This is a genomic window from Comamonas testosteroni (assembly GCF_014076415.1).
GTDB lineage: Bacteria > Pseudomonadota > Gammaproteobacteria > Burkholderiales > Burkholderiaceae_C > Comamonas > Comamonas testosteroni_F.
On sequence record NZ_CP043568.1, the window covers coordinates 148,458 to 161,160 of the forward strand.

The following is a 12,703-nucleotide window of genomic DNA, read 5'->3' on the forward strand; positions in this document are numbered from 1 at the left end:
GCACAGATCATTTGCGTCTATTGTTTCTTTTTGTTTCCCGCACCATGACCCGGATTCCTGCCCAATTATTCAAAAGCGCATTGAAGCTGGTTCAGCCCCGGGCGCTGAAATCCTCAGCAAGCTATTGCGACGCAATACCGGTCATTGTCGAAGGCGAGGTAGCTGCTCCTGCACCGCAATTAGCGGCGTCGCCAGGCGCTGCGATTCCCAAGAAATTGTGGACCTACTGGAACCATGCTCAGCCCGACTCGTTTGTGCGCGAATGCATCCAGAGCTGGCGTTTGCAGTGTCCGGATTATGAAGTATGCCTTGTGCATCCTGGCAACCTGGCCCAGTACGTGGCTCAAGAAGCTTTGCCTGCCCGGTTCCATGAGCTGCATCCCACCAAGCAATCTGACTGGCTGCGCCTGTACCTGGTGGCGCTGCATGGAGGCTTCTGGCTGGATGCCAGCACCCTGCTGACGCGCTCATTGGGCTGGATGCAGGCAGCCGTCGACTCCAGGACTGAGTTTGTGGGTTTCTATCTTGAGAAATTCACCACCCAGGTGCAGACGCCGGTGATCGAAAGCTGGGCATTTGGCGCTTTGGCGGGCTCCGGTTTCATCGTCGCCTGGCAGCGGGAATTTCACCAGGCCTTGATTGTCGAGGGAACCGAGGCCTATCTGCGGCGGCTTCAGGCACAGCCCGATTGGGTCGACATCCGGCAGAACATTGGCGATCCCCATTACCTGCTGATCCATGTCACGGCACAGCAGGTGCTGCGCCAAAGACAGTATTCACGCATGGCCTTGTTCAAGGCCGAGGACTCGGCCTATTACTATCACCATGCCTTGCGCTGGAAATGGTATTTGCTGTATCCCCAGCTGTGTCGGGTCCAGGGGCCGAAGATCGGTGCTCCCATCGTCAAGCTCAGGGGCGGAGAGAGGCGGCATTTCACGGAAATGTTCAAGGCACACGGCGGGGCAGTGCCAGGCAGCACTTGGCACCGGGCTCTTAATCCCGAGGCATAAAAAAGAGGCTCCTATCAGGAGCCTCTTTCATGAGCGGTGTTGCTTCAATGCCCGCCAGCAAACACCTCACCGGCCTTGAGGCGGTAGGTCGTGCCGCAATAAGGGCACTTGGCGTCGCCGGTCTTGGCCACATCCAGATAGACCTTGGGGTGGCTGTTCCACAGCTTCATGTCGGCCTTGGGGCTGGGGCAGAACACGCCACCTTGTGCGTTGAGGTCTTTGGCGGCCAGTTCGACGACGGCATTCGTGGTCATTTCTCGTGTCTTTCGTGTTTTCAATAATGAAGCATGGCCGGAAATACTGGCGCAATTGAGATCAGAAGCACCAAGCAAGGGCCGTGTCCCCCGAGGGGGAAGCGGCAAAGCCGCCCAGGGGGTGATTTATACCAAGGTCAGCCAGTGTGCGTACTTGGGATTGCGGCCGTTGACGATGTCAAAGTAGGCAGCCTGGATTTTCTCGGTGATCGGGCCGCGGCGGCCTTCGCCGATCTGCAGGCGGTCCACTTCGCGGATGGGCGTGACTTCTGCAGCGGTGCCGGTGAAGAACAGCTCGTCCGAAATGTAAAGCTCATCGCGGGTGATGCGCTTTTGCACCACTTCCAGGCCGAGGTCCTTGCAGATGTGCAGCACGGTGTTGCGTGTGATGCCGTTGAGTGCGCCGGCGGACAGGTCGGGGGTGTAGACCACGCCGTCCTTGATCACAAAGATGTTCTCGCCCGATCCTTCGGAGACAAAGCCCGAGGCGTCCAGCAGGATGGCCTCGTCGTAGCCGTCGTCCAGAGCCTCGGTATTGGCCAGGATGGAGTTGGTGTAGTTGCTCACCGCCTTGGCCTGGCTCATGGTGATGTTCACATGGTGGCGGGTGAAGCTGGAAATCTTGGTGCGGATGCCGCGCTGCATGCCTTCCTCGCCCAGATAGGCGCCCCAGGCCCAGGCAGCGACCATCAGGTGGATGGTATTGCCCTTGGGCGAGACACCCAGCTTGCGGTCGCCGATCCAGGTCAGCGGGCGCAGATAGCAGGATTTGAGGCCGTTGGCCTTGACCACCTCGACCTGGGCCTGGTTGACCTGCTCCTGGCTGAACGGGATCTGCATGCGCAGAATCTTGGCGCTGTTGAACAGGCGCTTGGTGTGCTCTTCAAGGCGGAAGATGGCCGTGCCCTGTGCGGTTTCATAGGCGCGCACGCCTTCAAAGGCGCCGCAGCCATAGTGCAGCGTGTGGGTCAGCACATGGATCTTGGCATCGCGCCACTCCACCAACTGGCCATCCATCCAGATCTTTCCGTCGCGGTCGGACATCGAGGGAACAACAGGGCTCATAAAACCATCCTCTATGGGTTGTGTGTTCGGCGGGCGCTGCTGCCGGATAGGCGGCGGCGCTTGTCTCCTGAAACTGCCATTTTAGGGGGAGGTCGGCTCCGATGTCCGGGCTGTTGCCTGCGCGGCAGTCGGGTTCAGCTCTTCCTTGGGCTCGGGACGCTGCAGCTCCCACTTCATGAGGCGGCCGGCGACGAACTCGCAGGTCACATGGGACTGCGAGCCGTCGGTCCAGCGGTAGATCTCGGGGCTCTGGCCTTCTTCGGACAGGCGCTGGCCCAGGGAGCGGGTCATGGCCACCACATGGACCAGCGGGACCTTGGGCTTGAGCTTGGCATTGAGCATCACGGCGCTGCCCACATAGCCGATAGGCCGGTCCGACGCCTTCTTCATGATGGACATCAGGCGCGTGAAGTGCAGCAGCCCCCACATGAGGATGCCGCCTGCCACCGCCGCCACGCCGGGCCAGCCCGCAGAGTTGTAGGCCGCGATCACCAGCACGATCAAGCCCAGGGGAACCAAAATATTGCGCAAATTCATGGGCTTATTGTCTTATGAGGGTATGGGTTTGAGGTTGCGGACAGTGCGTATGCCCACACAGGCTGCGGTGACCAAGGGGTTTTCAAAAACAGTAGCTGCATGCATATCTCAATCAATGATTTCAGATCATTTATTAGCTGATATCGATGACTGAAAGGCGCAAGCAGCTATCAAAATACATCAACCAATGCCGCGCACGATGTTGATGGCTTCATCAACGCGCTCCACGGCATGGATGGTCAGGCCGGTGATGGGCTTCTTTGGGGCATTGGCCTTGGGAACCACGGCGATAGTGAATCCCAGCTTTGCTGCTTCCTTGAGACGCTCCTGACCGCGAGGGGCGGGGCGCACCTCGCCGGCCAGGCCGACCTCGCCAAACGCGATAAAGCCCTTGGGCAGCGACTTGCCGCGCAAACTGGAAGTGATTGCCAACATCACTGCCAGGTCGGCTGCAGGCTCATTGATGCGCACGCCGCCCACGGCATTGACGAAGACATCCTGGTCGGCGCAGGCCACGCCCGCATGGCGGTTGAGCACGGCCAGCAGCATGGCCAGACGGTCGCGGTCCAGGCCGACGGAGAGGCGGCGTGCGGCCGGGCCGCCCTGGTCCACCAGCGCCTGGATTTCCACCAGCATGGGGCGCGTGCCCTCCAGCGTCACCAGCACGCAGCTGCCGGGCACGGGTTCGCTGTGCTGGCTCAGGAAGATTGCGCTGGGATTGGTCACGCCCTTGAGGCCTTTTTCCGTCATCGCGAAGACACCGATCTCGTTGACGGCACCGAAGCGGTTCTTGATGGCGCGTACCAGACGGAAGTTGCTGTGCGTGTCGCCTTCGAAGTAAAGCACCGTGTCCACCATGTGCTCGAGCACGCGCGGGCCGGCCAGCGCGCCATCCTTGGTCACATGGCCCACCAGAATGATGGTGATGCCCGTGGTCTTGGCCGCGCGCGTCAGATGGGCCGCGCATTCGCGTACCTGGGCCACGGATCCCGGAGCCGAGGAGAGCTGGTCCGAATACACGGTCTGGATCGAGTCGATCACCACCACGGCGGGCTGGGTGGCCTCCACGGTGGCGAGGATTTTCTCGAGCTGGATCTCGGCCAGCACATTGACCTGGCTGTTGTCCAGCCCGAGCCGGCGCGAGCGCAGCGCCACCTGGGCGCCGCTTTCCTCGCCCGTTACATAGAGCGTGGGCAGGCCTATGCGATGCAATGCATCCATGGCCTGCAAAAGAAGTGTGGACTTACCTATTCCAGGGTCTCCGCCGATCAGCACCACGCCGCCTTCCACCACGCCGCCGCCCAGCACGCGGTCCAGCTCCTCGATGCCGCTGGGGGTGCGCGCCACATCCTGGGCCTCGATGGCCGACAACGGGGTGACGGGCTGGGCATTGGCCAGACCTGCATAGCCCTGGGGCTGGCTCAGGCGGTTCTTGCCGCCCGAGGCGGAGTCGGCCACGGTCTCGACCAGGGTGTTCCAGGCGCCGCAGCCCGGGCATTTGCCCAGCCAGCGCGGGCTGGTGCCGCCACAGGCGTTGCAGGTGAAAGTGGTTTTCTCTTTGGCCATGGGCGGCAACTATACCGACTGGCATGGGCGGCAATTGCTGTTGCCAATGGGGAGCGGGCGACAAATCTCAGAGCCAGTAACCATAAAAAGCGCGTGTTTATATAACTGCTCCGCATGACAGGCCGATTTAGGCTACAATTGCGCCTATCGACACAGCGACTGCTGTTGAGAAACAAATTACCGCGCGATGGAGCAGTCTGGTAGCTCGTTGGGCTCATAACCCAAAGGTCGGAGGTTCAAATCCTTCTCGCGCAACCAAACAAAAAGCCTTCTGGAAACAGAAGGCTTTTTTCGTTTTGGGCCTCGAAGCCGCTTGCCCTCTCCAAGAGACGGCAAGCTAGGGCCGGACCGATGGCGAAGCCGGTATCCCCCTTCCGGTTGATGCCAGAGAGGGGGAAGCGGCAAAGCCGCTCAGAGGCCGATCATGGATACAGGCCGCGCGCCTCGCGGGCATGGAGAATGCGCTTGCAGGCCACGATGAAGGTGGCGGTGCGCAGTGTCACCTTGTGCTCCTGGGCCACGGCCCAGACGCCGGCAAAGGCTTCCTGCATGATGCGCACCAGACGGGCGTTGATCTCGTCTTCGGTCCAGAAGAAGCTGGAGAAATCCTGCACCCACTCGAAGTAGCTCACGGTCACGCCGCCGGCATTCGCAATCACGTCGGGCAGAACCAGCACGCCTTTTTCGCTGAGGATGTCGTCAGCCTCGGGAGTGGTGGGGCCGTTGGCACCTTCGATCACCAGCTTGGCCTTGATCTGGCCGGCGTTTTCCTCGGTGATCTGGCCTTCCAGTGCCGCCGGGATCAGGATGTCGCAATCCACGCCCCAGAAGGCGGCAGCATCCATGGCCTCGCCACCGGCAAAGCCACCCACACCGCCGGTATTGCCCACATGTTCCAGCAATGCCGTCACATCCAGGCCATTGGCGTTCTGAATGGTGCCCGTATGGTCCTGCACGGCCACGACCTTGGCACCGGCATCGGCAAACAGCTTGCCCGCCGTGCCGCCCACATTGCCGAAGCCCTGCACGGCCACGCGTGCGCCATGCACATTCAGGCCGGTGAGCTTGGCGGCTTCCACGCCCACGGTGAACACACCGCGGCCCGTGGCCTCGACGCGACCCAGCGAACCGCCCAGATCCACGGGCTTGCCCGTGACCACGCCGGTGGCCGTGGCGCCTGTGTTCATGGAGTAGGTGTCCATCATCCAGGCCATGACCTGACCGTTGGTGTTCACGTCAGGTGCCGGAATGTCCTTGGTGGGGCCGATCAGCAGACCGATTTCGCTGGTATAGCGGCGTGTCAGGCGCTCCAGTTCGGCCTTGGACAGCTTTCGCGGGTCGACACGGATGCCGCCCTTGGCGCCGCCGTAGGGCACGTTCACGGCTGCATTCTTGATGCTCATCCAGGCCGACAGTGCCATCACCTCGGACAGCGTCACATCCTGGTGGAAGCGCACACCGCCCTTGCCGGGACCGCGGCTCAGGTTGTGCTGCACGCGGTAGCCCTCGAAATGGGCGATACGGCCGTCGTCCATCTCGATGGGGACATCGACGATCAGGATGCGCTTGGGGCGCTTGAGCGTTTCCACCCAGCGGGCCAGCGAGCCCAGGTAGGGGGTGACACGGTCGACCTGTTGCAGATAAATGCCCCAGGGACCGAGATGATCGGGGTTGAGGTAGGAGGGCAGAGCATGCGCTGTGGACAGCGCTGAAGAGTCTTTGGCTTGCATGATGTAGGCCTGGTTGACTGAGTGGAGCAAGGTCGTTGTAAGCCCTTGCTGTCCGGGATTCACAGTGTGCGCGCGCCGAATTTTCCTGTCCAAGGCTTCTTGTTTGAGATGCTATGCATTTTATGCATAACCATCCGAAGGCCGCTCTGGATGTGGGCCAAGCACTGAATTGGTGACATGGAGACAGGAAATTTGCCATCATTGCCCTCATGTCTGAAAACAATGATTGCAAAAGCGGCTGGTGCGGCCCGGCACCGTTTGCCAATACCCCGCCCATTGGGCTGGCTCCCGAGCTGCAGACGCAGGATGAGGTGCTGCCCGACTGGAAGACGTTGTGGCCTGATTTGCCCGAGGACAGCTATGCCACGGCCGATGCGCTGTGGTGGTCGCGCAAACTGGGCGCGGCCCAGGCCCAGGGGGCCGACGTGGCAGCGCTGATGCGCGATGCCGCCGATGCCCGTGCCGTGCAAAGCGCGCTGGCGCGCACCTGGAACTGGTGGCCCGCCGATCGCGCGCCGCGCTACTGGAAGTCCGGCGGCCCCGACCGCGAGGCGGCGCTGCTGCATGTGCCGCTGCCCGAGGAAGGCATTCGCCAGGGCGTGAACCCGGTGCCCGCGCCCGCCACCGTCTTCAATCTGCGCAATGCCGAGGCCGAGATCGCCTTGCGCATAGGCCGGGATGTGAGCGCCAAGCAGGCCGCAGCCCTCGATTACGACAGCGCGCTGGCGCTGGTGGATGCCGTCTGCGTGGCCGTGGAATGGGTGGATGTGCGCTGGCGCGACGGCACCAAGGCCCCGGCCCTGGCTCTGCTGGCCGACGGCCAGTGCCATGGCGGACTGGCCCTGGGCGAGTGGCAGAGCGCTTCCGTCATCGCCGGTCGCGACTGGGCGCGGCAGCTGTGCACGGTGACCGTGAATGGCGGCTTGCCGCAGCGCTTCACCGGAACGCACAGCCTGGGCGATCCGGCCTGGCTGCTCGTGGACTGGCTGCAGCATGTGGCGCGCGAATACGGCAGCGTGCCTGCCGGCACCGTGGTGACGACGGGAACCTGGTGCGGCTGCATGCCGCTGCAGGCCGGCGATCGCTTCGAGATGGAGTTCGACGGCCTGGGCGGACTGGGCTGGCAGTTCTGATCCGTCCCGGGAGTCTTCAAAAACAAGAGCTGCTAGCGCCTTTTGATGAATGATTTCAGATATCTTTCAATCTGAAAATCATTGAAAACATACGCTAAATGCTCTTTTTATGAGAGTGACGCACGGGCACCAGTGGCTGTGTGCGCTGTCCGCGTCATCGGACCTGGATGTGATCCAGCCCCGGTGCGCCGGGCGGATATTTCAGTTCCAGATTGCCCAGCACCTCGCGCAGCACCGTGGCCACCATCAGATTGCGGTGGGTCTTGGAGTCGGCGGGCACAATGGTCCAGGGCGCCCATGGCGTGTGCGTGGCAGCCAGCAGCCGGCCGTAGGCCTGCTGGTAGTCGTCCCACTGGGCGCGCACCTTGAGGTCGTTCTCGTCGAACTTCCAGTGCTTGCTGGGGTCGTCCAGCCGCTGCTGCAGCCGCTCGCGCTGTTCGTCCTTGCTGATGTGCAGCATGAACTTGACGATCACCGTGCCGGTCTCGCTGAGCATGCGCTCGAAGTCGTTGATCTGCGCATAGCGCTGGGTCTGCTGCTCGGGCGTGAGCCAGCCGTTGACCACGGGCACCAGCACATCCTCGTACTGGCTGCGGTTGAAGAGCACGATCTCGCCCGCACCCGGCATCTGCTGGTGAATGCGCCACAGGTAGTCGTGGGACTTCTCCACGTCGGTGGGCGCCTTCCAGCCCACGGAGCGCACGCCCAGCGGCGACATGCGACCGAAGACAGCGCGCAGCGTGCCGTCCTTGCCGGCTGCGTCCATGCCCTGCAGTATGACCAGCAGCTTGAAGCGCCGGTCGGCGTAGAACAGGTTCTGCAGCGCGTCCAGCTCCTCGGCCAGGGCTTCGACACTGGCCCTGTCCTGGGTCTTGCTGCCGCCCGAGAAGGGCTTGGTGCCGGGATCGAACCCGGCCAGCTCGCAGCGTCCGGCCTTGACGGCAGCGGCGCCCGGTTGCAGGGCCTTCCAGCGTTCGCGCAGCGCGGCATCGCTGCTGGTGAAGATCGATTGCGGCATGGGCGGCGGCCTTCCCTGGTGTGATGAGGCGTCGAGCCTAGCGCATGGCCGGCGGCAGCTCAAGCGGCGGCCGGCCCGCGCGGGCGCGCCGCATTCAGTCCATGTGGATGCCGCGCTCGTTGATCAGCCGCGTCCAGCGCTGGCTTTCGGTCTGCAGGTGACGTGCCGCTTCCTCGGGCGTGGAGCCCACGACCTCGGCGCCTATGGCCTGGAAGCGCTCGATCACGTCGGGCTGCTTCATGGCGGCCACCAAGGTCTGATTGAGCTTCTTCACGATGGCCGGCGGCGTGCCGGCGGGCACGAAGGCGGCGAACCAGGGCGAGACTTCATAGCCCTTGATGCCTGCTTCCTCCATGGTGGGTACATCGGGCATGCTGGTCGAGCGCTTGGCCGTGGTCACGGCCAGCGCGCGCAGCTTGCCCGACTGGATGTGGGGACGCGCCGAGGTGATGGAGTCGAACATGTAGTTGACCTGACCGCCCAGCAGGTCGGAGACGGCGGGGCCTGATCCCTTGTAGGGGATGTGCAGCATGTCCACGCCCGCCAGCGAGGTGAAGACTTCGCCGGCCAGGTGAATGGAGGTGCCGTTGCCGGCCGAGGCATAGGTCAGCTTGCCCGGCGCGGCCTTTGCCGCGGCCACCACGTCGGTCACGCTCTTGATCTGGGGCTGGGTGGCGTTGGTGACCAGGATGTTGGGCACCACGGCCAGCACGCCCACGGGCGCGAAGTCCTTGATCGGGTCATAGCTGAGCTTGCGGTACAGCGGCTTGTTGGTGGCCATGCCGATGGAGGTGATCATCAGCGTGTAGCCGTCGGCCGGGGACTTGGCCACGAAGTCGGCGCCGATGTTGCCGCCCGCGCCGGGGCGGTTCTCGATGACGAAGGGCTGGCCCAGCGTGCGCGCGGCCTTCTCGCCCAGGGTGCGGGCGATGGCATCCATGGCGCCGCCCGGCGGGAAGGGCACGATCCAGCGAATGGGCTTGCTCGGCCAGTTGGCCTCGGGCGTCTGGGCATGGGCGGCGGCGGCCAGGGCGCTCAGGCCGAGGACGGCGGGCAGGGCGGCGAGGGTGCAGAGAAGGCGGCGTTGCATGGTGGATGTCTCCTGAAGATGAATGTTGTAGTTGGTGCGGTGTCAGCGGGCTGAGGGGGCAGGCGCAGACACGGGGGCGGATGAAGGTGCGGCGCCGAGGTCGATGTGCGTGGGTTGCAGGCCCTGGCGCGCGCGGTCGAAGCGGTCGAGCTGGGCAGCATCCACTTCCACACCCAGGCCGGGGCCGTCGGGCAATTGCAGGGCGAAGTCGGCAATCGGCATGCGCTCGGCCACGATGTCGTCCACCAGCAACTGGGGGCCGAACAGTTCGCAGTTGTGGTGGCGCCCGCCCAGCGTGGCGAACACATGGGCCGAGGCGGCCGAGCCTATCGAGGTTTCGAGCATGGTGCCGCCGTACCAGCCGATGTCGGCGGCCTGGGCGATGGCGGCGACCTGGCGCGTGCGCAGCAGACCGCCGTGCTTGGCGACCTTGAGCGAAAACACGTGGCAGGCCTGCTCGCGCGCCAGGCGCATGGCGTCGTGCGGCGTGCACACGCTCTCATCGGCCATGACCAGGGCCGTGGACGGCAGCGTGGCCGTGAGCTCGCGCAGCGCGGGCACATTCCACTGGGCCACGGGCTGCTCGATGAGGCTGACGCCGGCCTCGATCATGGGCGGCAGAAAGCGCCGTGCGGTGGCACCGTCCCAGGCCTGGTTCACGTCCACGGTCAGCGTGGCGCGGCCCTGCAGGCCGCGCGCGATCTGGCTCACGTGGGCCAGATCGGCCTCGGGCGTTCGGGCACCGATCTTGAGCTTGAAGATGCGGTGGCGGCCCTGTTCCAGACGCAGCTGGGCCTCGGCCAGGTCGCGTTCCACATCGCCGCTGGCCAGCGTCCAGGCCAGCGGCAGGCTGTCGTGCTGCTTGCCGCCCAGCAGCTGCCACACGGGAACCTGCAGGCTGCGTGCCACGGCGTCGAGTAGGGCCATCTCCACGGCGCTCTTGGCAAAGGCATTGCCGCGGCAGGCCAGGTCCATGCGGGCCAGGCAAGCCTCGATGCGCGCGCCGTCCTGGCCCGTGAGGGCCGGGGCCAGATGGTTGGTGACGGCGTGGTGGATGCTCTCGGGCGACTCCTCGTTCCACGACGGGCCGCCGATGGTGGCTGCCTCGCCGAAGCCCGTGGCGCCGTTGCGCAGCCACAGCTGGACAATGACCGGGCTTTGGCGGTTGATGGCGCCGAACGACAGCTTGTGCGGACGTATGGTGGGAATGTCCAGGATGCGCGCGGTAATGCGTTCGATGGGGAAGCTGGTGGTCATGGGCAAGAGGCCGTGAGGGCGGAAGGCGTTGGGGCGGGCAGCTGCATGGCTGCGATGGTCGCCAGCGTAAATCCATGAATGCCGTTGATCTACTGAATTATTTTTGAGGTATTGTTCGATGGCATCGATGTATCTACCTGGAAGCCGCCCATGGAACTGCGCCAGCTGCGCTACTTTGTCGACATTGCCAAGACCGAGCACCTGACGACCTCGGCGCGCAACCTGTTCGTGACCCAGTCCACGCTGTCGCACGGGCTGCGCCAGCTGGAGGAGGAACTGGGCATGGTGCTGTTCGAGCGCATAGGCCGTGGGCTCAAGCTCTCGCAGGCCGGCGTGGTGTTCCGCAACTATGCCGAGCGCGCACTGCACGAGATCGAGGCCGGGCGCATGGCGCTGGCCGATCTCAGCGAGCTGCAGACCGGCACCCTTACCCTGGGCGTGATCCCCACTTTTCTCAACACCCTGGTCGCGCCAGCCGTGGCGGCCTTCACGCGAGCCTATCCCAAGGTCAACGTGGTGGTGCGCGAGCTGCTGGCGCCGCCCGTGGAGGCCGGCCTGCTCGACGGCAGCCTGGACCTGGGCGTGAGCTTTCATCCGCCGCAGCGCACCGAACTCGAGGCCCTGCCGCTGTTCGATGAACGCATGATGCTGCTGGTCAATCCCTCGCATGCGCTGGCCGGGCGGCGCACGCTGGCGGTCAAGTCTCTGGCCGGCGTGCCGCTGGCGCTGCTGCCGCGCAGCTTCTACACGCGCGGCCTGATCGACAACGGCCTGCGCGATGCGGGCGTCACGCCCAGCCTGCGCGTGGAAATGGGCTCGGTGGAATCGCTGATCGCGCTGTGCCGCTGGGGCGACATGGCCACCATCGTGCCCGAGCGCGCGGCCCAGCAGGCCAGCGATATGGTGGCCATACATCTGGTGGGCCCGCAGTTGGTGCGCACGGCCGGACTGCTGTGGCGTCGCGGCAGCCATTACAGCGCCGCGGCGCGCGAGTTCGCGGCGCTGCTGGCGCCCGCGGCGCGCGCCAGCCTGGGACGAGAAGCCTAGCGCTGCGGTCAGCGGCCCGCGGGCTGCCTGCCCATGAGCTCCACAAAGCGCCGTGTGGCCAGACCTTGCGGGCGCTCCTTGGACCAGACCCAGTCCACGAACAAGGTCGTGCCGTTGCTGATGTTGAGCACGGGAATTTCCATCAGCGCACCGCTGCCGATATGCGACTCCACCAGGCCCTTGGGCAGCCAGCCCCAGGCCAGACCTGCACCTATCAGCGAAAGCGCTGCCTGGTGGCTGTCCGTGCGCCAGAGCTGGCGCGCAAACACAAAGCGCGGGTCTGTCTGCTGTGGGTCGCGGCTGGCCACCAGCACCTGACGCGTGGCAGCCAACTGCTCCACCGTGAGCTGTGGCCGTGTGGTGCGGCCCTGCTCATGCTCGGCCAGCGCCTGCTGCCAGAGCTCGAACTGCGGCGACATCACGGCCACCAGCGTCTCGCGGCCCATTTCCTGGAAGCCCTCGCGCCCGTCAATGGCGGGCCGCTCGAACACCAGGGCCAGATGGGCGCGGCCTGCATGCAAAAGCTCCAGCGCATCTGACTGGGGAGCTGCCAGCACCTCAATGGGCAGCGCAGGAAACTCGTGCACCAGCCGGTTCAGCGGTTCGCTCCAGTGCGTGGCCAGCAGTTCGGGGGCGATGGCCAGCGTCAGCCTTTCCTCCAGACCCGCATGCAGCGCCTGAGCCTGCCAGTTCAGCAACTGCAACTGCTCGGCCAGCAGGCGTGCCTGCGGCTCGAGCGCGCGGGCGGCGGCACTGGGCACGGGTTCGCGTCCGCTGCGGTCGAACAGCTGCAGGTCCAGCTCGGCCTCCAGCTGGGCAATGGCCATGCTGACGGCCGAGGGCACACGCCCCAGCTTGCGTGCAGCCGCCGAAAAGGTGCCGGCATCCAGCACGGCAAGAAACAGCGGAACCTGGTCGGCGCTAAAGGGCATGGTGTCGATCTGTCAGAAAAATTGAAAGGAACTGACTTTTATCTTCAATTTATAGAACATACAC

At 64.4% G+C, this 12,703-nt stretch carries 12 protein-coding genes and 1 tRNA gene; 4 read left to right on the forward strand and 9 right to left on the reverse strand.

The window, feature by feature from the left end; genetic code table 11:
- Positions 1 to 44 precede the first annotated feature (44 nt).
- Positions 45 to 1,010 (forward strand): glycosyltransferase family 32 protein, encoded by a 966-nt coding sequence (locus F0P97_RS00640; protein WP_182285215.1) that lies wholly within the window; start codon positions 45 to 47, stop codon positions 1,008 to 1,010.
- Between the two features lie 44 nt (positions 1,011 to 1,054).
- On the opposite strand, the gene F0P97_RS00645 is transcribed toward F0P97_RS00640, so the two are convergent.
- The 4 genes from F0P97_RS00645 to radA all read right to left on the reverse strand — a co-directional run bounded on the left by F0P97_RS00645 (position 1,055) and on the right by radA (position 4,432).
- A complete protein-coding gene (locus F0P97_RS00645; RefSeq protein ID WP_003059801.1) occupies positions 1,055 to 1,264 on the reverse strand; it encodes a zinc-finger domain-containing protein in 210 nt (69 codons plus the stop codon).
- A gap of 126 nt (positions 1,265 to 1,390) precedes the next feature.
- Entirely contained in the window at positions 1,391 to 2,329 is a 939-nt protein-coding gene (locus F0P97_RS00650) for a branched-chain amino acid transaminase (protein ID WP_182285216.1), read from the reverse strand.
- 81 nt (positions 2,330 to 2,410) lie between these two features.
- A complete protein-coding gene (locus F0P97_RS00655; protein WP_182285217.1) occupies positions 2,411 to 2,866 on the reverse strand; it encodes a glycerate kinase in 456 nt (151 codons plus the stop codon).
- 180 nt (positions 2,867 to 3,046) lie between these two features.
- Positions 3,047 to 4,432: a DNA repair protein RadA gene (gene radA / locus F0P97_RS00660; RefSeq protein ID WP_182285218.1), complete on the reverse strand. Its 1,386-nt coding sequence runs from the start codon at positions 4,430 to 4,432 to the stop codon at positions 3,047 to 3,049.
- Positions 4,433 to 4,613: 181 nt separating this feature from the next.
- Here radA and F0P97_RS00665 point away from each other — a divergent pair.
- A tRNA-Met gene (locus tag F0P97_RS00665) sits at positions 4,614 to 4,690 on the forward strand.
- Positions 4,691 to 4,854: 164 nt separating this feature from the next.
- Here the strand turns inward: F0P97_RS00665 and F0P97_RS00670 are convergent.
- Complete coding sequence (locus F0P97_RS00670) at positions 4,855 to 6,162, reverse strand: Glu/Leu/Phe/Val family dehydrogenase (protein WP_182285219.1); 1,308 nt, start codon at positions 6,160 to 6,162, stop codon at positions 4,855 to 4,857.
- A gap of 209 nt (positions 6,163 to 6,371) precedes the next feature.
- On the opposite strand from F0P97_RS00670, the gene F0P97_RS00675 reads away from it, so the two are divergent.
- Entirely contained in the window at positions 6,372 to 7,295 is a 924-nt protein-coding gene (locus F0P97_RS00675) for a fumarylacetoacetate hydrolase family protein (RefSeq protein WP_182285220.1), read from the forward strand.
- Positions 7,296 to 7,449: 154 nt separating this feature from the next.
- Here the strand turns inward: F0P97_RS00675 and F0P97_RS00680 are convergent, their stop codons facing one another.
- The 3 genes from F0P97_RS00680 to F0P97_RS00690 form a co-directional block, all read right to left on the reverse strand.
- Complete coding sequence (locus F0P97_RS00680) at positions 7,450 to 8,313, reverse strand: PPK2 family polyphosphate kinase (RefSeq protein ID WP_182285221.1); 864 nt, start codon at positions 8,311 to 8,313, stop codon at positions 7,450 to 7,452.
- A 94-nt stretch (positions 8,314 to 8,407) separates the two neighbouring features.
- Positions 8,408 to 9,403: a tripartite tricarboxylate transporter substrate binding protein gene (locus F0P97_RS00685; RefSeq protein ID WP_182285222.1), complete on the reverse strand. Its 996-nt coding sequence runs from the start codon at positions 9,401 to 9,403 to the stop codon at positions 8,408 to 8,410.
- Between the two features lie 42 nt (positions 9,404 to 9,445).
- Complete coding sequence (locus tag F0P97_RS00690; protein WP_182285223.1) at positions 9,446 to 10,660, reverse strand: muconate cycloisomerase family protein; 1,215 nt, start codon at positions 10,658 to 10,660, stop codon at positions 9,446 to 9,448.
- A gap of 150 nt (positions 10,661 to 10,810) precedes the next feature.
- Between F0P97_RS00690 and F0P97_RS00695 the strand changes: the two genes are divergently transcribed.
- Positions 10,811 to 11,707: a LysR substrate-binding domain-containing protein gene (locus F0P97_RS00695; RefSeq protein WP_182285224.1), complete on the forward strand. Its 897-nt coding sequence runs from the start codon at positions 10,811 to 10,813 to the stop codon at positions 11,705 to 11,707.
- Between the two features lie 8 nt (positions 11,708 to 11,715).
- On the opposite strand, the gene F0P97_RS00700 is transcribed toward F0P97_RS00695, so the two are convergent.
- Complete coding sequence (locus F0P97_RS00700) at positions 11,716 to 12,639, reverse strand: LysR family transcriptional regulator (protein WP_182285225.1); 924 nt, start codon at positions 12,637 to 12,639, stop codon at positions 11,716 to 11,718.
- Positions 12,640 to 12,703 lie beyond the last annotated feature (64 nt).